Here is a 19975-nt window from a genome sequence, read left to right on the forward strand (position 1 = left end):
CTCACGCGTCCGGGTCGACGCCGCAGTAGGAGGCGAAGGCCCGGAGGATGACGTCCTCCGAGATGTGGCCGTCCCGGTCCGCCAGGGCCGCGGCCACCTGGGCGGCCAGCTCGGGGGCCGTGCCCAGGACGCGCAGCACCCGGGTCGCCGTCGCCGGGGTGGCGCCCGTGCCGTCCTCGTCCGCCACCGCGACCACCGCCGCCAGGAACGGGCGGGCGATCTCGGCGAACCGCTCGGGGTTGTCCCGCAGCCGCTTCGCCGCCCCGGTCACGAACTCCTCGCGGGACACGCGCTGGTCCCCGTCCACGTCGGCGATCCCGGCCATGCCCTGCCAGAAGGCCTCCGCCCCGGCGAAGACGGCCTGGCCCCGGTCCGAGCGGGCGGCGACACCGAATTCGGCCAGTACCGCGCGGGCGGCCGTACTGAAGTCCTCGCGGTCGATGTAGCCGGACCCGTCCTGGTCGAAGGTGGCGAATCGAGAGGCGATCTTGCGCTCGTATTCTGCGCTGTCCATATGCGGCGTTCCGCCTTCACATGTGCGTTGGGGTGCACTTGAGGTGCAGATCAAGACAGGCAGGAGCGTAAGCCCTCGATGGCCTGCGCGTTAAGCGGAGCGGTCGACGGGGTGGCCGCATCGAACCCGCGCACGGGGAGCGCGGTGGGGCGCGTACGTGTGTACGGCTAGCACGGGCTTCGCACCCAGGGGGGACGTTCCCCCAAAACCGGCGCGGTCCGGCCGGTGGCGACTACATTTGACGGGTCGACACACGGCTGGAGGCACCATGGCGAAGGACGTTCCACCGCGCTGGGACCGCCGCATGCAGCAGCGCCTCGCCCGCGGTGAGGCCGCCGCGCTCGGGGAGCTCTACGACCGTTTCGCCTCGCTCGTGCACAGCCTCGCCCACCGCGTGCTCGGTGACGAGAAGGCCGCGGACCGCATCACCCGCGAGGTCTTCGGCTACATCTGGGAGAACCCCGACGCCTACGACCCCAAGCAGGGCTCCATGCGCTCCTGGGTCGCCCGGATCACCCAGGGCCAGGCCGTCGCCCGGCTGCGCCAGGCCGAACTGGGCCGGGGCTCGCGCGAGGAGCTCGAACAGAAGGTGCGCAGCGCCAACGCCGCCGCCCGCGCCGACTACATCGTCACCTCCATGCCCGCACCCCTGCGGGCCGCCCTGGAACTCGCGTACTTCAAGCGCCGGGACTACCGGCAGGCCGCCGCCGACCTGCAGATCAGCGAGGACGAGGCGCGGCGCCGGCTGCGGCTCGGGCTCCAGCTGCTGTCGACCGCCAACGTCCTCCCGAGGGAGGACACCGCCCCGCCCGGATACGGCCCACGCGGATACGGAACCACCCGATGACCGGACCCACCGATGACACCCCCGACGACGCGTACGAGCCCCCGGCGGGCGGACCCGCGCTGATACCGGGTCCGCGCGCGGCCGGTGACGACCTCGAAGCGCCCGTGGTCCTGCCGCCCGCGCCGCCCTCGCACGCCGTGCTGAAGTCCCTGCTCGGGGCGTGGGCGCTGGCCGCCTGTTCCGCCGAGGAGACCCAGGCCGTCGAGGACCACCTCACCGAGTGCGCGCCCTGCGCCGAGGAGGCGCTGCGGCTGCGTGACGCCGTCGGGCTGCTGCACCCGGAGGAGAGCCTGGACCTCAAGCCGCTGCTGCGCTCACGGGTGCTGGAGGACTGCCTGGGCAAGCGCCCGGCCCGGATCCCGGTCCCCGCGTGGGCGAACCCGTACGACACCGAGACCGCACGGCTGGACGCGCTGCTGCGGGACTTCGGGGAGTCGGAGTGGGACACCCCGGTGCGGCTGAAGTGGTTCGAGGAGGAGCGCCGGCGCAGCCACCGCACCACCGTGGCGGGGGTGATCGGGCACCTGCTGACGGTCGACGGGCTGGTCGCCACCGCGCTGGGACTGGACGACCCGCTCGGCCCGCAGGCCCCGCCGGGCGGCCCCACCGGCCGCACCGAGCACTACTGGAGGTCGGCGTCCCCGCAGTCCGCCCGGAAGGTCCGCGAGCCCTGGCGGGAGCAGGGGCACACCCTGGTCCGTACGGTCTCCTTCGCGGGCCGGGGCGTGGCCGAACTGTCCGTGGACTACGGGGGCTTCGCGCTGCCGCTGGGGGACGCCTTCCTGGAGCGGGCCTTCGAGTGCTGGGTGCACGCCTGGGACATCGCGGAGGCGGTGGACTACCCGTACGAGCCGCCGTCCGGTCCGCACCTGCACGGCATGATCGACCTCGCGGCGCGGCTGCTGCCCGGGGCCCTGGCCGGCCGTCGCCGTACGGGCCTGGCGGCTCCGGCGCGCGGGCTGGTCGCGGCGGGGGCGCCGGGGCGGACCCTGCACCTGGAGATCGAGGGCGCGGGCGGGGGCGGCTGGGACATCGCCCTGGACTCCCCGGCGGCCCGGCCCTCGCGGGAGCACACGGTGGCGGAGGTCGCGCTGGACGGGCTGGAGTTCTGCCAGCTGGCCGCCGGGCACATCTCCCCGGAGGAGGCCGCGGTCGGCCAGACCGGCGACCGGGAGGCCATCCGCGACGTGCTGTTCGCGGCGGCGTCGCTGAGCCGCCTGTAGGGATGGGGAGGGGGCGGGGCGCGGGCGGGGTCAGGAGTAGCGCTCGCGCAGGCGGTACTTGAGGACCTTGCGCAGGGCGTCGTTGCGGGGCAGGACGTCGACGAGTTCCAGCTGTTCGGGGAGCTTGTGCGGGGACAGCCCCTGGGCGCGGAGGTGGGCGGTGACCTGGGGGAGGGTCAGCGGGGCCGCGCCGGGCGGCTGCTCGACGACGGCGCAGACGCGTTCGCCGCGCTCCTCGTCGGGGAGGCCGATGACGGCCACGTCGCCGATGCCGGGGAGCTGGTGGAGGAGGTCCTCGATCTCCTTCGCCGAGATGTTCTCGCCCTTGCGGATGATCACGTCCTTGCTGCGGCCGGTGAGGACGAGGTGGCCGGAGGGGGTGAGGTGGCCCAGGTCGCCGGTGATCAGGTAGCCGTCGGCGTCGAAGGCGTCGGGGGCGTCCTTCTGGTTCAGGTAGCCCTGGCAGACCGCCTCGCCGCGCAGCCGGACCTCGCCGTCGGTGCCGGCGGGCAGGGGGGTGCCGTCGGGGGTGGTGATGCGGATGGACATGCCCTCCGGGGGGCGGCCCTCGGTGGTGGCGAGGTTCTCGGGGGTGTCGTCCGGGGAGCCCATGGTGATCATCGGGACCTCGGTCATGCCGTAGCCGTGGGTGAGCCGGCAGCCCAGCTCGCGCACCACCGCGTGGTAGATCTCCGGCGGTTTGGGGGCGCCGCCGCCCGCGAGCAGCCGCAGGCTCGGGAGGAGGGGCGTGGCGGGGTCCTTGCGCTGCTCGGTGAGGAACATGGAGTAGAAGGCGGTGGAGCCGCCGGCGATGGTGACCCCGTGGCGGCGGTATCCGTCCAGCGCGTCCGGCATCGCGAACCGTTCGAAGAGGACCGCCGGGAACCCGTAGAGCAGCAGCATCACCGTGTAGTCGGGCCCGGCGATGTGCGCGTACGGGAAGGCCATCGAGCCCACGTCGGAGGGGGTCAGGCGCAGGGCGTGGGCGAGGCAGGAGCCGCCCGCGATCAGGGAGCGGTCGGTGTGCAGGACGCCCTTGGGGTCGGAGGTGGTGCCGGAGGTCCAGTAGATCCAGCGGACCGAGGTGCCGTCGGCGGGCGGCGGGGGCAGCACGGCGGGGTCGCCGTCGGGCAGGTCGGCGTATGCCTCGAAGACCCCCCGCGCGCCGAGCCGGGCGGCCATGGCGGTGTGGTCGAAGCCGCGCCAGGTGCCGGGGACGGCGAAGAACTCGGCCTGTGAGGAGCGCAGCGCGAAGGCCACCTCGCGGTCGCGGTAGAAGGGGATCACGGGGGACTGGACGGCGCCGAGGCGGGCGAGGGCGGCCGACAGCAGGACCGTCTCGATGCGGGTCGGCAGCTGCCAGGCGACGACGGTGCCGGGGCGCACCCCCCGGTCGTGGAGGCCGGCGGCGACGCGTTCGGCGCGGTCGCGCAGGGCGCCGAAGGTGAGGGTGCGGTCGTCGGCGGGGTCGTCGGCGGCCTCGATGAGGACCGGGGCGCCGGGGGTGAGGTCGGCGCGGCGGGAGATCAGCTCCCAGAGGGTGCGGGAGCGGCCCAGCCCGACGGCGAGGGCCCTCGCGTCCTCGTCCGTGGTCGTGTCGGCCGCCCCTGTCGTGCCGGCCGTCCTCGCGTCGTCCGTGGGCGTGTCGGCCGTCCTCGCGTCGTCCGTGGGCGTGTCGGCCGTCCTCGCGCCATCCGTGGGCGTGTCGGCCGTCCTCGCGCCATCCGTGGGCGTGTCGGCCGTCCTCGCGCTGTCCGTCGTCGTCATCGCGGGCCTCTCCCTGGGCGCGCCGGCCGCAGCCAGCTGACGGTCAGTCAGATCAAGGGCAGAGCGTAGGGCTCCGGAGCTTGTCGGTCCAGGGGTGGCGGGGCTAGCTTGTTTCTGACGATCCATCAGATTGGGGAGCCCGCATGGCACTGGAACTGCCTCGGATCATCAGCGTCGACGACCACGTGATCGAGCCCGCCCACCTCTTCGACGTGTGGCTGCCCGCGAAGTACCGCGACCGCGGCCCCAAGCCCCTCACCGCCGGCATCGGCGAGCTGGAGTACACCGGCGGCAAGTACGTGATCACCATGGATCCCGACGGGCCCCCGACCGACTGGTGGATCTACGAGGACCTGAAGTTCCCGTACAAGCGCAACATCGCCGCCGTCGGCTTCGACCGCGACGACATGACCCTGGAGGGGATCACCCGCGAGGAGATGCGCCGCGGCTGCTGGGACCCCAAGGCGCGGCTCCTCGACATGGACCTCAACCACGTCGAGGCCTCCCTCTGCTTCCCCACCTTCCCCCGCTTCTGCGGGCAGACCTTCGCCGAGGCGCACGACAAGGAGGTCGCCCTCGCCTGCGTGCGCGCCTACAACGACTGGATGGTCGAGGAGTGGTGCGGGGACAGCGGGGGCCGGCTGATCCCGCTGTGCATCATCCCGCTGTGGGACATCGACCTGGCCGTCGCCGAGATCCGCCGCAACGCCGCCCGCGGGGTCCGCGCCGTGACCTTCTCCGAGATCCCCACCCACCTCGGGCTGCCCTCCATCCACTCCGGTTACTGGGACCCCTTCTTCGCCGTCTGCCAGGAGACCGGCACGGTCGTGAACATGCACATCGGGTCCTCGTCCCAGATGCCCGCCGCCTCCCCCGACGCCCCGCCCGCCGTCCAGGCCTCGCTCAGCTTCAACAACGCGATGGCCTCGATGATGGACTTCCTCTTCAGCGGGGTCCTGGTGAAGTTCCCGACGCTGAAACTCGCCTACAGCGAGGGCCAGATGGGCTGGATCCCGTACGCCCTGGAGCGCGCGGACGACGTCTGGCAGGAGCACCGCGCCTGGGGCGGGGTCCGCGGCCTGATCCCCGAGCCGCCCTCCACCTACTACTACCGGCAGATCTTCTGCTGCTTCTTCCGCGACAAGCACGGCATCGCCTCGCTGGACGTCGTCGGCCGCGACAACGCCACCTTCGAGACCGACTACCCGCACGTGGACTCGACCTTCCCGCACACCAAGGAGGTCGCCCTCGACCACGTGAAGGGCCTGGACGACGAGACCGTGTACAAGCTGATGCGCGGCAACGCCATCCGCATGCTCGGCCTGGACCTGGTCTGACATGGACCTCTCCCACACGGAGGAGGAGCAGGAGTTCCGGGCCCGGCTGCGCGCCTGGCTCGCCAAGGTGCTGCCCGAGCTGCCCCCCAAGCCCTCGCCCGACGACTGGCCCGGCCGGCGCACGTACGACCTGGGTTGGCAGCGCCGGCTGTACGACGCCGGGTACGCGGGCCTGCACTGGCCCGTGGACGCCGGCGGGCGCGGCGCCACCCCGACCCAGCACCTGATCTTCCTGGAGGAGACCGAGCGCGCCGGCGCCCCCTACGTCGGCGCCAACTTCGTCGGACTGCTGCACGCCGGACCCACGATCGCCGCCGAGGGCACCGCTGGGCAGCGGGCCCGCTGGCTTCCGCCGGTGCTGCGCGGGGAGGAGGTGTGGTGCCAGGGGTTCAGCGAGCCGGGAGCCGGCTCCGACCTGGCGGCGCTGCGGACCAAGGCGGTCCGGGACGGGGACGCGTACGTGGTCACCGGCTCCAAGATCTGGACCTCGCACGCCGAGGTCGCCGACTGGTGCGAGCTGCTGGTGCGCACGGACCCGGCCGCGCCGAAGCACCGCGGGATCTCCTGGCTGGCCATGCCGATGGACGCGCCCGGGATCACGGTCCGGCCGCTGCGCACCCTCGCGGGGTCGGCCGAGTTCGCGGAGGTGTTCCTGGACGAGGTCCGGGTGCCGGTCGCCAACCGGGTCGGCGCCGAGAACGACGGCTGGCGGGTCACGATGGTGACCCTCTCCTTCGAGCGCGGCACCGCCTTCGTGGGGGAGGTCGTCGCCTGTCGGCGCACCCTGGGCGCCCTGGCGCGGACCGCGCGGGCGAACGGCCGCTGGGACGACCCCGTGCTGCGGCGCAGGCTGGGGCGGCTGTACGGGGAGTTCGGCGCGCTGTGGCGGCTCACGCAGTGGAACGTCAGCGAGGCGCAGGGCTCGGGCGGGGTCCCCGGCATCGGGGGCAGCGTGTTCAAGCTGGCGTACTCGCACGCGCGGCAGGAGCTGTACGACGTGGCGGCGGAGGTGCTGGGGGCGGGCGCGCTGTCCCTGGAGGAGGAGTGGACGCTGGAGCGGCTGTCCTCCCTGTCCTACACGATCGCCGCCGGGACCTCGCAGATCCAGCGGAACATCGTCGCCGAGCGGATCCTCGGCCTGCCGAAGGGGCGGTGAGCGGTCGTGGACTTCCGGCTGACGGAGGACCAGCGGGACCTGCGGGCGGGCGTCCGCGAACTGCTCGCGGGGCGGTACGGGCGGGAGGCGCTGCGGGCGTCGGTGGCCTCGGACGGCGGGCCGGTCGTGGACCGGGGGCTGTGGCGGGAGCTGGGCGAGGCGGGGTTCTTCTCCCTGCGGCTCCCGGAGTCCGAGGGCGGGGTGGGACTGGGCCTGCCGGAGGCGGTGCTGGTCTTCGAGGAGGCCGGGCGGGCGCTGCTGCCGGGCCCGCTGGTGGCGACGCACCTGGCGGCCGGGGTGGTCCCGGGGGCGGCCTCGGGCTCGGCGGTCGTGACGGCCTTCGACCTGGGCGGGCCGCTGGTGGCGTACCTGGGGGAGGCGGACGCGGTGCTGGGGGCGCGGGGGCTGCCGGCCGGCGAACCGGTCCGCCCGGTGGACCCGCTGACCCCGCTGTGGCGGTCCTCGGGGGCGCTCCCGGCGGAGTACGCGGAGTACGCCGAGTACCCGGAGTACCGGGAGGCGGGGGCGCTGCTGACGGCGGCGCTCCAGCTGGGCAGCGCGCTGCGGACGGTGGAGCTGGCCGTGCGGTACGCCGGGGAGCGCGAGCAGTTCGGGCAGCCGATCGGGGGCTTCCAGGCGGTCAAGCACCTGTGCGCCGAGATGCTGGTCCGCGCCGAGGTGGCCCGTACGGCGGTGTACGCGGCGGCGGTGACGGGTGACGCGGCCGAGATCGCGACGGCCAAGCTCCTCGCGGACGAGGCGGCGGTGCGCGGGGCGCGGGACTGCCTCCAGGTCCACGGCGGGATGGGCTTCACGTGGGAGGCGGACGTGCACCTGCACCTGAAACGGGCGTGGGTGCGGGCGGAGCAGTGGTGCTCGGCGCGGGAGGCGGAGGAACTCCTGGCGTCCCGCCTCGGCACGGAGGCGGCGCCGCAAGGGCTGGCGACGGGGTAGCAGGCTGTGATGCAGGGGCACGGGAGGGACGATGCGGGACTCATGTCCGATTACAGAGAGTTGATATCGGTTTGTGTCCTTCGCCCGCCCCGATCCGGCCCGGAGGCGGGGGTGTGCTCCGGTACGCTCCCACGATGCGAGTGGTTGAGCGGCGCGAGCGCCGCACAGTATGCACCACGCCTACTTCTTCGCGCTGGAATATGCCCGAAGCGCTTGTTGTGGTGACTGTACGTCAACCATGCTGCTCTTCACGGGGATCACACTCGGTGATCCCGTCCTGTCGCGAGGCGAAGTGTCCGCCGGTTCGGATGGTGTGAGCGGTGCAGGTGCTTCAGGTACAGCTGGAGGTAGGACCCGACCCCGCCGAGGTCGGGCGGGCGCGCCGGTGGGCGCGGTCCCGGCTGGCGGGGTCCGGCATAGGGGACGACGAACCGCTCGCCGAGACGCTGATCCTGCTGATCTCCGAGCTGGTCACCAACGCGGTCGTGCACACGGGCTGTCCGGCCGTCCTGCGGATGCTCCTCGGGGGCCCGGGGGTGCGGGTGGAGGTCGCCGACGCGAGCGACCGCGCCCCGGCCCGCCGGCAGGCCGGTGGGGACGACACGGGAGGGCGCGGGCTGGAGCTCGTGGACGGGCTCGCGGACCGGTGGGGCTGGCAGCGCGAGGGCGCGGGCAAGCGCATCTGGTGCGAGATCGACCGGGCGGGGACGGAGCCCCCGCCGGACCGGCCGGCGGCGTTGAAAAAAGTCCTGCTGAAGCGGGAACCGCGCGTGTACCTCTAACGAGGTGTTGACGGTTCGTCACCTGTTGATCACCCTGGTGTTGAGCGATTCGTCGCGAGGGGACGCCAAGGGTCCTGTGCCTTGACGAGTGCGGGTCGTGGGGTGGCGGCTGCCGTGCCGCGCTCGGGGCGTGCATGCCGCACGCCGCCACCCGCAGGTCTTCCCGTGCGCCCCGGGGCGCCGTTCCGCTGTGGGACGGCGGGAACTCGGCGCCGACTGGCCGGAATTCGCGGACCGGATTGGTAGGAGCGTACATAAAGACGGGGGCCTTGTTGTTTCCCGGGGAGACTGCTGCCTACGGTGGCGGCGCATTCTGAAAAGCGGGGCGCCGCCAGTACACCTCCGGCGGTGTTCCGTGACCCTTCATTGCGGCCACGCGGACCACGGTGTTCGCGCCCCGGCTGGCCGCCCTGCTGCGCGAGCACACCGGCAAGGACGCCTTCCGCCTGGAGCCCGACACGATGGGCGTCGCCGGCCACGCCCTGGCCGACCGGATCCTCGCCGCCCGCCGGGCCACCGAGACGGAGCGGCCCACCTTCAAACCGCTGCACGGCCGGTCGCGGCCGCACCGAGGCCGCCTCGGTGATGCGGGTCATCGGGCGGGACGTCAGGGAGGCCCTGGAACGGCCCCTGCCGAAGGACGCCGACCTCACCGGCCCCTGGCCGCTCACCGGGCACCTTTTCCTGCGGGACCTCATTCTCGGAGGTGATCCGCGCCGGCTGCGCATTCTCATGAGCCGGAACCTGGAGCTGACCCCGAAACTCACCTGGTCGGTCATAGCCGCCGGGGCCGCCGTTCCCCGCCGGAAAAGCCCCGGGCGGCCCGGGACGATATCGAGCGGAATTGCCGGACTGTTCGCGGAAGCGGACGGCTACCACGACCGGCGCCACGCGATGGGCATCTACCGGAGGGCGGCCGCGCCCGTCTGCTTCACCGTCTCCACCCTCGTCGCGAACGCCCTCTGGCTGGGCTCGCCCTTCGCCGGGGAGACCTCCCACCGCAACATCCTCCACGAGGCCGCCCGGCTGCTGCCCCCGTCCTGGAACATCCTGCGCTACGCCTCGCCCGAGTACGGGGCCCTGGACGCGCGCATCGGCGCCGGTGACGACGTCCTCGTCCTGCCCCTGCTCTCCCACCGGGACCCCGCGCTGTGGGAGGACCCCGACGCGTTCCTGCCCGGCCGGTGGGACCACCTCGACCCCGAGACCGCCCCGGGCTACCTCCCGTTCGGGCACTCCTCCGAGCGGTGCTGGGGGCGGCACATGGTCATGCCGCTCGCCGAACTGCTGCTGGACCTGATCCGGGACGCCGGCCTGGAGGTCGACCCCGCGCAGCGGAGGGCGAAGGTGCCGCTGGTCGGGCTGCTCGGGGTGGAGGACGTACGGGTGGTCAGGGCGGCGGGGGTCCGGCATGGCCGCTGAGGAGGCGGAGGCGGAGGCGGAGGCGGAGGCGGTGGAGGAGGTTCCGGTCTCCTTCTTCGGCGACCCCCACCCCGTCTACCGGCGCTGGCGGGAGCTGGCGGGTGGGGCGCACCGGGTGCGGATCCTGGGCGAGGCCCCGCTGGAGGGCTGGGTGGTCACCGGGCACGCCGCCTGCAAGGCGGCCCTGGCCGACCCCCGGCTGAGCAAGAACGCCGCGACCGAGGCCTTCGACCGCCGCGACGGCTCCGACGAGGGGCCGGGCCCGGGCCGGGCGCTGACCGCGCACATGCTCAACTCCGACCCGCCCGCCCACACCCGGCTGCGCAGGCTGGTCCAACAGGCCTTCACCGCACGCCGGGTGGCCGCGCTGCGGCCGGTGATCGAGGGCCACGTGAACCGCCTCCTGGACGCCCTGCCACCCGCCCCCGCCACCGTCGACCTGGTCCGGGACTTCGCCGTACCCCTGCCCCTCGCCGTGGTCTTCGACCTGCTCGGCGCCGCCGAGGGGGAGGGGGCCGGGCAGATCCTGCAGGCCTGGGCCGCCACCCTGAGCGGCGAGGAGGGCGACGGCGAGGTCTCCGTCCCCACCGCCGAGGCCCTGGTGGGACACATCCGGGCCCTCATCGCCCACAAGCGCGCCCACCCCGGCGACGACCTGCTGACCGCGCTGATCCGCGCCCGCGACGACGGGGACCGGCTCAGCGAGGCGGAGATCACCTCCATGGGCTTCCTACTGGTGGCGGCGGGCCACCAGACCACCGCCAACCTCATCTCCAACGGCGTCCACGCCCTGCTCACCCACCCCGGCGAACTGGCCGCCCTGCGCGCCGACCCCTCGCGCACGGGGGCCTTCATCGAGGAAGTGCTGCGCCACGAGAGCCCGTTCTCCATCGCGACGATGCGCTACGCCACCGAGCCGGTGACGGTGGCCGGCACGACGATCCCCGCCGGGGACTTCGTGCAGATCGCCCTGCTGTCGGCCAACCGGGACCCCGCCGTCTTCGCCGCCCCGGACCGCTTCGACCCGTCCCGCCCCACGACGGGCCACCTGGCCTTCGGCCACGGCATCCACCACTGCCTCGGCGCCCCCCTGGCCCGCCTCCAGGCCGAGATCGCCTTCACCACCCTCCTGACCCGCTACCCGACCCTCCGCCCGGCCACCCCCACACCCCGCCCCCTGTGGTGGCGCAACCCCCGCCACCGGGGGCTGCGGACACTGCGGGTGGTGCTGGGCTGACGACCTCACACGCACCCCAGGAGGCTGGACTCTCACGGACCGTCAGGAGATCCACGCCGAAGTCCTCGAGTACGTGGAGCAGTTCCTCACCACCCTGACCCGCGCCTCACCACCGCACCGGGCCCCCTACACGCTCAGGGTGTCGAACTCCCCGACCCAACTGCGGGCGACGAGGTGCTTGGGGAGGTACTCGGACTCGACGGTCAAGGGAAAGCCGGCGTCGTGCGCGAGGCAGGCCATGGCCAGGGGAGCGAGGGCGACCATGCTGCTGCTGTTGCCGGCGTTCGCACCTCCTTCCACGCCGGTCCAGTACTCCTTGTGCCATTGGAGCGCTTGGGCGAGGGCTTCGTTGAAGCGGGCGTGGTCACCGATGACGTAGTTGAGGAACAGGTTCATCGGCGGGTAGAGGACCTTCAGCATGAGCTCTCGGTCGGAGCCCTCCAGCCCCTCCGGGTCGGTACCGGCGATCGCCGCGTCCAGCGACGGTCCCAGTTCGCCGCCGCGCAGCCACCAGGTCTGCAGGGTCTCGATCCACGGGTACACGTACTCGTCGTAGTCGGCGCCCGAAGCCCGCAGCAACTCGATCGGAACCTGGGCCAGCGCGGTCATCCGTTCGGGCTCGCGGCAGACGACGGCCAGCCAGAAGGCGTCGATCCAGTTGGCCGCGTTGCTGTGGTGCTGAGGCCCGGTCGCCTGGATCACCCGGACCTCGTCGGTGATGCGACACCTCACCGTGCCGGTGGTCGCGGTGGAGGAGGCGAACAGGGCCGAGCCCACCTGAGCGGCAGTCACCCAGGCCTCCCACGTCTCCAGCTTCGCCGCACGGGGGTCTTCGCCACAGTGGGTGAACGCGGCGAGCAGTGCGGTCCCGAAGGCGAGCCGGAAGCCTGCGGGCGACGTCTCCAGCCGGTTGACGTTCCGCGCCGCGCTCTTGTCGAGCTTCTCGGCGCGGCTTCCCACGTCGGCGGGCAGCTCATGCCGAGAGATAAAAACAGTCACATCGATCACCCTGTGCCGATATCGTAAAATCTCTTGAAGTAGCCATTGTAGCGGCCGTTCGTCGGGTTGGCCTTGATTTCGATGTAGTCCAGGTTTGCATCTTCGCGGGCGATGCTGAGGGCTTCCGCGAGGTCGCTTTCTCCTCGCTCGTGCATCTGAATAATTATGTCGTCAAAATATTCGGGCGTTCCTTGCTTGGCTCGAAGTTTTCCGCCGGGCAGCGCACGGCTCCCCAGGTCTGTGGTGGGAGAGGCCTTGGCCTCCATGATGACGTAGCGGCCGTCGGTCGTCTGCCAGATCTGGTCGAAGCGGTGAGGGCCGCGAACCCCGTCATCGAGTCGGATGGCGTTTACGTCTATATCGCGGATCGCATGGAATTCGGCAGAGTCTTCGCCTAGGTGCTCGCCGGCGGTGCCCATTGCGTGATGCGTGCTCTTGTATTCGTAGACCGCCTCGGTGGCCGCGGTCTGGTTCTCGATGGTCGGGAATTCGTCGTACTCCTTTATTGCGGCCAGTTTCACTCTCTCGGCCGCATTGTCGTATGTGACGGCGACATGGCGGTCGGCCGCTCGTTGGTGCAGCCTTTCGAGGTAGTCGGGGTGAACCGTAGACACGTCACCGTGGACCTTCGGCCCCAAGTAGCTTGGGCTCAGGGTCTGCACGGACTTCGCTGTGAAGGGGCGTGCGGGATCCCCGGTTTCGCTCAGCTGGGTCAGCGGGTTACCGAGCTCATCCTTACCCTCTGTGCTGAGGCGGCGGCCATTGGACCGGTAGTGCTGTCGGCGCCACTCGGGATCGGTGTTCGCCAGATCGACGTGGCGTCGTACCACCGGGTCCTGAGGTGCGGCTGCGCCCCCGTGAGGAGTGGATCCGCCACCGGGCCCTGAGCCATGGCCAGGTGAACCGCCGTGGCCACCCTGGTGCGGAATGCCGTGGCTGCCGCCGGTGGTGGGGGTGGTGTCGGTGCCGCCGTGGCCGCCCGAGCCGCTGCCGGGTTCGGTGTGGCTGTTGTGGGGGGTGTGGTCGGCGGAGCCGCCGGGGGCATGGTCGGCCTGGTGTGTCGCGTTGTCGGTCGCGGCCGTCACCGAGTGGGTGTTGCTGCCGCCGACGGTGACTTCATGGCGCTGAGGGACCCTGACTTCCTCGTGCTTGGGGAGTTCGGCGAGGGGGTGGTCGGGACCCTTGGGGACGGCGGTGAGGTCCTGTTTGGGGAGGCCCTGGTGGTCGAGGAGTTGGTGGGTGGTCTTGTCGTAGAACTGGGGCCGGCCCAGGGCGTCGTCGGGGAGGCGGATCGTGTCGGAGGGGTGCGGGAACGCCGCGTCGGGAGCGTCGGTGTGGGGCAGGTCCTTCCAGACCACCTCGTCGACTTTGGGGAAGAATCCGGCAGCTTTGCCGAGGTGAGTGAAGACCTGCCCGATCTTGAGTTTGCTGATGGCGAGCGAGCCGGCTTTGCCGACGTAGGTCATGGGGTCGATGAGTCGGCCGGTCTTGGTGGCGACCGAGATGACCTTGGCGACGGTGCCGGTCTTGGCGGCGGTGCCGGCGCCGCCGGTGAAGACGGTGGTCAGGGCGTTGAAGGTGACCGCGCCGGCCGCGCGGGCGGGGTTCTTGCCCCACTCGTCCCAGGCGACGAGGGCTTTGCCGGTCTCCTTCATGGCGTTACGCGAGTCGCGGAGCCAGGGAGGCAGGTCCTTGTCGTCCAGTTGCCAGAACACCGCCGCGTTGCTGGGGAAGGCGCTGATGGCCAGGCCGGTGGCCAGTTTCGCCAGCCCGGTCCACGCGGCGCCCGCCGCATCTGCCCCGTCGACGCCGACGAGGGTGCCGAGGCCCCGGATGGTGCCCCAGATCCCGTCGACGATCAGGCCGTCCCAGACGAAGGACTTGACCCAGTAGCCGATCTCCCAGGCGCGGTGGGTTTCCTCCAGGTGCGAGCCCCAGGGCAGGTCCTGGGCCTTGTTGAGGTCTTCGGCCTTGTAGCCGTACATGTTGGCGCCGTGCGATCCGTCGTCGGCGACGAGCGGGGGCGCGCAGTACAGGGCGCGGATCTTGTTCGCGCACGTACGTTCGGCTGCCCAGAAGGCCTCGGCGGTCGCGTTGACTTCGTCGATCAGGCCGTTGTTCTCGTGGACCTTCTTCCCGTCGTCCTTCCAGTGCTTGTCGCCGGTGATTTTGTTCGAGAACGTCGTCGCCTCTGCCTGGAGCTGCTTCAGGCGGGCCACGAGCGGACGTGCCTCTACTGCGAACTCACCCAACGCCTTCGCCGCGGCCTCCAGTTGATCGGCGAAGAAGTCGCTGTCCGTCTTCACGGGGTGTGTGGTGGCGAAGAGTTGTGCCGCTTCCGGAGCGGAGTAGAAGGCGGACAGGCCCTGGAACTCGGAGTCGACGTTCGCGCCGGCGTCGCGGAAGGTACCTGCGGCGGCCGTGATCGCCTTGTGGTTCTGCTCCAGTGCTTCCAGGTCGCCTGTGAACTGTGGGATAGAGCACGGATTGATCGGTACGTGATCTGCCATCGCTGTCCCGCCCCCCGGTGTTGATCTACATGCGGCAACCCTTGTCTACCTGCAGGGTTTTCCGGATACAAATGCGATGGGGGTGGGAGCTCTGAGTCCGACCGGAAAGAGGCGGGCGGTGACCGTATTCGGGGGCATGCCGAGTTGTCACCGTCCCTCCGGCTGCCGGTGCCGGTGTGGTGAGACGACCTTGGCCGGGCTGCCGTGGGTGCGGAGCCAGTGTTCGAGGGCCGGGCCCGTCAGGGGGTGGGGGGTGTCGGGGAGGGTGACGGGGCCCCGGAGGGTGCCGGTCAGGCCTGTGAGGCGGGTGGTGGGGTCCAGGGTCACCTCGAAGGTGTTTTCGCCGAGTCGGGCGCCCGTGAGGTCCGCGCCGCGGAGGTCGGTGTGCAGGAGGGTGGCGCCGAGGAGGCGGGCGCCGCGGAGGGTGGCGCCGCGGGCGTCGGCGCCGTAGAGGTCGGCTCGGGTGAGGTCGGCGCCGACGAGGGTCGTGCCGCGTAGGACGGCGCCGTCGAGGTCCGCCCGGACGAAGCACGCTCCCGTGGCGTCGGCGCCGGTGAGGTCGGCCCCCTGGAGGTGGCTGCGGTAGAAGTCGGTGCCGGTGAGGCGGGTGCGGCTCAGGTCGGCGGCGCAGAGGAGGGAGGAGGAGAGGTCGGCGCCCGACAGGTCGGCGCCGCTGAGGTCGAGGGAGGAGAGGTCGACTCCGCGGGGGAGGCCGTCGGGGCCGTTCTGCGTCACCCACTTCCACAGCCAGTCGGCGGCTTCGGGGTCCGCGGGCAGGAGCACGCGCCAGGGGAGGACGGCCGGGCGGCGGTGCCGGTACCAGGGGGTGGTCGCGGGGTCGGCGCCGAGTTCCGCGCCGGCGTCGTCGGCCGTCAGCTCGCGGAAGCGGGCGTCGAGGGTGGCGAGGGCGGTGCGCACGGGGGCGGGGAGGGTGGGGAGGGCGGCTTCGAGGTCGTCGCGGGCTTCGAGGTCCTCGCGGTACATGTCGGCGCCGTACCAGCGTGCGGGGGGCCAGCCGGCGGCCATGCGGGAGATCAGGGCCTCCCAGGGGTGGAGGAGGTTCCGGTGTGCGCGCGACGCGCCGAGGGCGTCCGTGAGGGGGGTGTGCGGGCGGAGGGCGTGGACGGCGGCGGGCAGGCCCTTCACCTCGGCCCGGGGGAAGGCGGCGAGGCCGGCCTGGGTGGCGTACACGCGGAAGGAGGGCTGGTCCGCCTCCGGGGGCGGGTCCAGGTCCTCCACGGCCGTGTACGTGGTCCAGCCCTGCGGGAGGAACGCCTTTCGGAGGGAGGGCGGAGCCGTGTCGCTTTCCACTTCCGTCAGCACCGGGGTGTCCAGCGTCCGGGCCAGGGCGGTTGCGAGTGCCTCCGGGGTGGGGGGCGTGGTGACGGCCGGAGTGGCGTAGACGTTCAGCATGCCGCGCAGGTCGCCGGTGCGGAGGAGCTCGTACTCGCAGGTGACCAGGGCGGTGTCCCAGTTCCGGCCGTCGACCGTCCCGTCCGGGGCGACGTCGACCAGTGCCGCCGGTATCCCGAAGGCCTCGGCCAGGGCCCTGGTCAGGGCGTCCGGGTCGGGGGCGGCGGCCGTGAGGAAGCCGTATCCCGTTCCGTTCACCGCCCGTACCGGTGCGCGATGCCCGCGACGACCAGGGCGAGGCCTTCCTCGAAGCCCTCGTCGTAGTCCTGGAAGAGGGCTGCTCCGGCCTCGGCGGCGAGGGGGAACTCGGCCAGGCGGGCGGCGCGTTCGGTGACGTCGTAGCCGTCGCGGCGTTCGCCGGGGAAGGGTTCGACGCCCTGTTCCTCGGTGACGAAGCCGAGGGTGAAGAAGTAGGCCGTGGTGGTGGCGCGGACGGCCTGGGGGAGGGTGAAGCCGGCTGCGGTGAGGGCGCGGAGGCCGTCCTCCATCCCGGCGGCGTGCTCGGTGCCGGTGAAGCGGGAGCCGCTGAAGACCTTCGCGCCGTCGCGGTAGCGGAGCAGGGCGGTGCGCAGGCCGCGGTTGGCGGTCAGGAGGCGGTCCTGCCAGGAGAGGCCGGGGGAGAGGGGGAAGTCCGCCGTCATGCGGCGGTACATCTCCGTGGCCATCTCGTCGAGGAGCTCCTGCTTGTTCTTGAAGTGCCAGTAGAGGGCGGGCGCCTGGACGTCCAGTTCCCTGGCGATCGCGCGGAGGCTGAGGCCGTCGAGACCGACCTCGTTGAGGAGCCGGAGGGAGGTCTCGACGGCTTGTCTCTTGTCGAGCTTCGGTGAGTTGCGAGGCGACACGCTTGACAGCTTAACACCGTTAAGGGCAGGCTCGTGGAAGAGCAACTTAACGCCGTTAAGGAACTGGGAAGGGTGATCGGGATGGCTGAGGGCGTACTGGATGTACTGGTCGTCGGGGCCGGGGCCGCCGGGCTCGCGCTCGGGGTGGACCTCGCGCGGCGGGGCGTACGGGCCCTCGTGGTGGAGCGGGACGGGCGGCTGTTCCCCGGCTCGCGGGGCAAGGGGATCCAGCCGCGGACGATGGAGGTCTTCGACGACCTCGGCGTCGGCGACGCCGTCCGGGCGGCGGGCGGCCCCTACCCGGTCGGGATGATCTGGCGCGACGGCGAGCGGCTCGGCGAGCACGCGATGTGGGACCCGGCGGAGGTGGAGGAGGGCTCGCCGTACCCCGAGCCCTGGATGGTGCCGCAGTGGCGCACCCAGGAGGTCCTCTTCGCCCGGCTCGTCGAGCTCGGCGGGCGGGTCGCCTTCGGGCGGGAGCTGACCGGGCTCGCGCAGGACGCGGAAGGGGTGACGGCCGGGTTCGCCGACGGGACCACCGTCCGGGCCCGGTACCTCGTCGCCGCCGACGGCGGGCGGTCCACGGTGCGGCGGCTGCTCGGGATCGGGATGACGGGCGAAACGGTCGACCCGAACCCGGTGCTGGTGGCCGACGTGCGGATCAGCGGACTCGACCGCGACCACTGGCACATCTTCCCGGGCGCCGACGGCGAGGGCCTCCTCTCCCTGTGCCCGCTCGCCGGAACGGAGGACTTCCAGGTCAGCGCCCAGATGCCGGCGGCGGCAGAGGAGGACGGCCCGGCGATCGACCTCTCCCTGGCGGGGCTGCGCGCGGTCGTCGCCGCACGGTCGCACCTGGAGCCGGCCGATGTGACGGAGGTCCGCTGGGCCTCCGACTTCCGGCCCCGGGCGGCGCTCGCCGACCGGTTCCGGGAGGGGCGGGTCTTCCTCGCCGGGGACGCCGCGCACGTGCACTCGCCGGCGGGCGGGCAGGGGCTCAACACCAGCGTGCAGGACGCGTACAACCTGGGCTGGAAGCTGGCCGCCGTGCTGAGCGGCGCGGCGCCGGAGGGGCTGCTCGGCACGTACGAGGAGGAGCGGATGCCCGTCGCCGCCGCCATGCTCGGCCTGTCCACCCGGATCCACCGCGGCGAGACCCGCCGAGGCGAGGCCACCCGGCAGCTGGGCCTCGGCTACCGGGCCTCCTCCCTGGCGGTGGAGACCCGTACCGCCCTGCCCGCCGAAGCCCTGCGGGCGGGCGACCGCGCCCCGGACGGGGTGCGGGGAGGCATCCGCCTCTTCGATGCGTACCGGGGTCCGCACTGGACCCTGCTGGTGGTGGGCGAGGCCCCGGCCCCGGCGGAGCCGCCGGGCGTGCGGACGGTACGGATCCCCTCGTACGGGGCCTACGGCGACGGGGCGTTCCTGATCCGCCCGGACGGCTACGTGGGCTGGGCCGGCCCGACGGCGGAGGGGGCGGGCGCGTACGCGGCGGGCGTCGGGCTCGGAGCCGGGGGCGGCGGGGCGGCCCGGTCCTGAGGGGTCAGCAAGGCCCGGGCGCGGTGGTGGAGGTCGTCGTCCTCCAGGTGGATCCGTTCCGTCTCGACGTCGGTCACGATCCTGCGGAGGACCTTGGCCCACTCGTCGACGAACGCCCGCAGGGGGACGACCGCGTCGCCCCGATCGGCGAGCAGCGGCTCGTGGCTCCCGAGGGTGCTGTGCCAGCGGGAGCGGATCCTCAGCGAGTCGTCCTCGCGGGTCACGGTCCATTCCGCCGAGAACGTGTCGGACCCCCAGAAGACCTCGGCCCGCGCGAAGCCGGGGCGCCGGACCTCCTCCAGGAGGGGCACCAGGTCGTCGAGGAGGGCGGCGAGGTCGTGGGCGTAGGACAGCCTGACCGGCACCCCGTTCCAGACGAGGACGGCGTCCTCGGTGTCGGAGGGGTACAGCTCACCGACCGCGTCGGCCATGTCCGCGGCGGCGGAGGCGTGGTGGCGCAGGACGGCCGGGCGGCCCGCCCGGATCGTGAGGCTCACCCGTCGTCCCTCGTCGTCGATCGCGGGCACTGCGGAACCGGGGGCGTCGTCGGCGTGGGTTCCTCGGTGGCCATCAGACCTCGAACTCGCCCACCCAGGAGCGCTTGAGCAGGTGCTCCGGCAGGTAGGGGGAGGTGACCTGGACGGGGATGCCGCCGTCGTAGGCGAGGCAGGCCACGGCGAGGACGCCGATCGGCACGAGGCCGTCGATGTCGTCGGCGCGTTCGGGAGTGGCGGTCCAGTACCGCTTGTGGAGCTCCAGGGCTTCCAGCAGCGTGGCATGGAAACCCTCTTCGTCCTTCTTGAGGAACTTGTAGAAGAGGTTGATCGGCGGGTAGGCCACGTGCTGGATGTAGTCACGCCCGGCGATGACGCCGACGTCGGGGTGGGACCGCTGGAACGTCAGCGTCAGCTCCGGAACCAGTTCGGGACGCTTGAGCCAGTACGCCTGGAGCGTGGCGACCCAGTGGTAGAGGTAGTCGTCGTGGTCGGCGCCGGAGGCGCGCAGGACGTCGATCGGGAGCTCGCACAGCTCGGTCATCTTCGGCTGGTCGCGCGTGATGACCGCGAACCAGAACGCCTCGATCCACGCCTCCGCGTTCGCGTCCCAGGACGGCCCCGCCGCCGGCAGGGTGCGCATCGCGTGGTGGATGCGCACCTCGGTGGTCCCCTCGGTCATCCCCGCCGTGCGGAACAGTGCGGCTCCCAGCTGCGCCGCCGTGACCACGGCCTCCCAGGTGCCCAGCTCGGCGGCCTGCGGGTCGACCCCGAACCGGGCGTTGACGTTGAAGGTGCCGTCCTTCCACGCCGACCTGAGCTTCCGGGGCGACGAGGAGAGGGCGTCGAGGTCTTTGACCAGCTCCTCGGTGAGCCCCTCGACCCAGGCCGCACTGCTCGGCTGCGGCTCGGCGTGGCCGGGCACGAAGACGGTCATTT

Annotated in this window: 16 protein-coding genes and 1 pseudogene; 9 read left to right on the forward strand and 8 right to left on the reverse strand. The window is 72.3% G+C overall.

Features of this window, described 5'->3' with window-relative positions; genetic code table 11:
• Position 1: 1 nt before the first annotated feature.
• Positions 2-514, reverse strand: a complete 513-nt coding sequence (locus ACFY0O_RS29480; RefSeq protein ID WP_388952102.1) for an EF-hand domain-containing protein — start codon at positions 512-514, stop codon at positions 2-4.
• A 268-nt stretch (positions 515-782) separates the two neighbouring features.
• Between ACFY0O_RS29480 and ACFY0O_RS29485 the strand changes: the two genes are divergently transcribed.
• Positions 783-1361 carry a sigma-70 family RNA polymerase sigma factor gene (locus ACFY0O_RS29485; RefSeq protein WP_042816979.1) on the forward strand — a complete coding sequence of 193 codons (579 nt, stop codon included), beginning with the start codon at positions 783-785 and terminating at the stop codon, positions 1359-1361.
• The gene (locus ACFY0O_RS29490; RefSeq protein ID WP_388952105.1) at positions 1358-2584 is read left to right on the forward strand and encodes a maleylpyruvate isomerase N-terminal domain-containing protein; all 1227 of its coding nucleotides are present in this window, start codon (positions 1358-1360) and stop codon (positions 2582-2584) included. The genes ACFY0O_RS29485 and ACFY0O_RS29490 overlap by 4 nt, the downstream gene beginning before the upstream one ends.
• Positions 2585-2614: 30 nt before the next feature.
• Here the strand turns inward: ACFY0O_RS29490 and ACFY0O_RS29495 are convergent, their stop codons facing one another.
• The gene (locus ACFY0O_RS29495) at positions 2615-4351 is read right to left on the reverse strand and encodes an AMP-binding protein (RefSeq protein ID WP_388952108.1); all 1737 of its coding nucleotides are present in this window, start codon (positions 4349-4351) and stop codon (positions 2615-2617) included.
• A gap of 143 nt (positions 4352-4494) precedes the next feature.
• On the opposite strand from ACFY0O_RS29495, the gene ACFY0O_RS29500 reads away from it, so the two are divergent.
• The 6 genes and pseudogenes from ACFY0O_RS29500 (at position 4495) to ACFY0O_RS29525 (ending at position 11239) form a co-directional block, all read left to right on the forward strand.
• On the forward strand, positions 4495-5688 hold the full coding sequence (locus tag ACFY0O_RS29500; RefSeq protein WP_388952111.1) for an amidohydrolase family protein: 1194 nt from the start codon (positions 4495-4497) through the stop codon (positions 5686-5688).
• 1 nt (position 5689) lies between these two features.
• Positions 5690-6844 (forward strand): acyl-CoA dehydrogenase family protein, encoded by a 1155-nt coding sequence (locus ACFY0O_RS29505; RefSeq protein WP_388952113.1) that lies wholly within the window; start codon positions 5690-5692, stop codon positions 6842-6844.
• A gap of 6 nt (positions 6845-6850) precedes the next feature.
• Positions 6851-7798 carry an acyl-CoA dehydrogenase family protein gene (locus ACFY0O_RS29510; RefSeq protein ID WP_388952115.1) on the forward strand — a complete coding sequence of 316 codons (948 nt, stop codon included), beginning with the start codon at positions 6851-6853 and terminating at the stop codon, positions 7796-7798.
• A 320-nt stretch (positions 7799-8118) separates the two neighbouring features.
• Positions 8119-8580: an ATP-binding protein gene (locus tag ACFY0O_RS29515; protein WP_388952117.1), complete on the forward strand. Its 462-nt coding sequence runs from the start codon at positions 8119-8121 to the stop codon at positions 8578-8580.
• 365 nt (positions 8581-8945) lie between these two features.
• Positions 8946-10002: pseudogene (locus tag ACFY0O_RS29520) on the forward strand (cytochrome P450).
• Positions 9992-11239, forward strand: a complete 1248-nt coding sequence (locus ACFY0O_RS29525) for a cytochrome P450 (protein ID WP_388952120.1) — start codon at positions 9992-9994, stop codon at positions 11237-11239. Before ACFY0O_RS29520 ends, ACFY0O_RS29525 begins: the two are co-directional and overlap by 11 nt.
• A 126-nt stretch (positions 11240-11365) precedes the next feature.
• Here the strand turns inward: ACFY0O_RS29525 and ACFY0O_RS29530 are convergent, their stop codons facing one another.
• The 4 genes from ACFY0O_RS29530 to ACFY0O_RS29545 all read right to left on the reverse strand — a co-directional run bounded on the left by ACFY0O_RS29530 (position 11366) and on the right by ACFY0O_RS29545 (position 17003).
• Entirely contained in the window at positions 11366-12199 is an 834-nt protein-coding gene (locus ACFY0O_RS29530; RefSeq protein WP_388952122.1) for an immunity 49 family protein, read from the reverse strand.
• A 44-nt stretch (positions 12200-12243) separates the two neighbouring features.
• Complete coding sequence (locus tag ACFY0O_RS29535; RefSeq protein WP_388952123.1) at positions 12244-14748, reverse strand: hypothetical protein; 2505 nt, start codon at positions 14746-14748, stop codon at positions 12244-12246.
• A gap of 147 nt (positions 14749-14895) precedes the next feature.
• Positions 14896-16359: a pentapeptide repeat-containing protein gene (locus tag ACFY0O_RS29540; protein WP_388952126.1), complete on the reverse strand. Its 1464-nt coding sequence runs from the start codon at positions 16357-16359 to the stop codon at positions 14896-14898.
• On the reverse strand, positions 16356-17003 hold the full coding sequence (locus ACFY0O_RS29545; protein WP_388952128.1) for a TetR/AcrR family transcriptional regulator C-terminal domain-containing protein: 648 nt from the start codon (positions 17001-17003) through the stop codon (positions 16356-16358). Before ACFY0O_RS29545 ends, ACFY0O_RS29540 begins: the two co-directional genes overlap by 4 nt.
• An 81-nt stretch (positions 17004-17084) precedes the next feature.
• Between ACFY0O_RS29545 and ACFY0O_RS29550 the strand changes: the two genes are divergently transcribed.
• Positions 17085-18542: an FAD-dependent monooxygenase gene (locus ACFY0O_RS29550; RefSeq protein WP_388952131.1), complete on the forward strand. Its 1458-nt coding sequence runs from the start codon at positions 17085-17087 to the stop codon at positions 18540-18542.
• On the opposite strand, the gene ACFY0O_RS29555 is transcribed toward ACFY0O_RS29550, so the two are convergent.
• Together ACFY0O_RS29555 and ACFY0O_RS29560 are read right to left on the reverse strand one after the other, a co-directional pair.
• Positions 18446-19039: a hypothetical protein gene (locus tag ACFY0O_RS29555; protein WP_388952133.1), complete on the reverse strand. Its 594-nt coding sequence runs from the start codon at positions 19037-19039 to the stop codon at positions 18446-18448. The genes ACFY0O_RS29550 and ACFY0O_RS29555 overlap by 97 nt on opposite strands.
• A gap of 73 nt (positions 19040-19112) precedes the next feature.
• The gene (locus ACFY0O_RS29560) at positions 19113-19973 is read right to left on the reverse strand and encodes an immunity 49 family protein (protein ID WP_388952135.1); all 861 of its coding nucleotides are present in this window, start codon (positions 19971-19973) and stop codon (positions 19113-19115) included.
• Between the last annotated feature and the right edge of the window lie 2 nt (positions 19974-19975).

The sequence above is a fragment of the Streptomyces sp. NPDC001594 genome, assembly GCF_042893675.1.
Classification (GTDB): domain Bacteria; phylum Actinomycetota; class Actinomycetes; order Streptomycetales; family Streptomycetaceae; genus Streptomyces.

Excerpts from the sequence above, each read along its gene's own strand:
- ACFY0O_RS29485 (WP_042816979.1), top strand. The coding sequence starts at position 783 with ATGGCGAAGGACGTTCCACCGCGCTGGGACCGCCGCATGCAGCAGCGC.
- ACFY0O_RS29525 (WP_388952120.1), top strand. The coding sequence starts at position 9,992 with ATGGCCGCTGAGGAGGCGGAGGCGGAGGCGGAGGCGGAGGCGGTGGAG.
- ACFY0O_RS29490 (WP_388952105.1), top strand. The coding sequence starts at position 1,358 with ATGACCGGACCCACCGATGACACCCCCGACGACGCGTACGAGCCCCCG.
- ACFY0O_RS29550 (WP_388952131.1), top strand. The coding sequence starts at position 17,085 with ATGGCTGAGGGCGTACTGGATGTACTGGTCGTCGGGGCCGGGGCCGCC.
- ACFY0O_RS29535 (WP_388952123.1), bottom strand. The coding sequence starts at position 14,748 with ATGGCAGATCACGTACCGATCAATCCGTGCTCTATCCCACAGTTCACA.
- ACFY0O_RS29480 (WP_388952102.1), bottom strand. The coding sequence starts at position 514 with ATGGACAGCGCAGAATACGAGCGCAAGATCGCCTCTCGATTCGCCACC.
- ACFY0O_RS29500 (WP_388952111.1), top strand. The coding sequence starts at position 4,495 with ATGGCACTGGAACTGCCTCGGATCATCAGCGTCGACGACCACGTGATC.
- ACFY0O_RS29495 (WP_388952108.1), bottom strand. The coding sequence starts at position 4,351 with ATGACGACGACGGACAGCGCGAGGACGGCCGACACGCCCACGGATGGC.
- ACFY0O_RS29560 (WP_388952135.1), bottom strand. The coding sequence starts at position 19,973 with ATGACCGTCTTCGTGCCCGGCCACGCCGAGCCGCAGCCGAGCAGTGCG.
- ACFY0O_RS29505 (WP_388952113.1), top strand. The coding sequence starts at position 5,690 with ATGGACCTCTCCCACACGGAGGAGGAGCAGGAGTTCCGGGCCCGGCTG.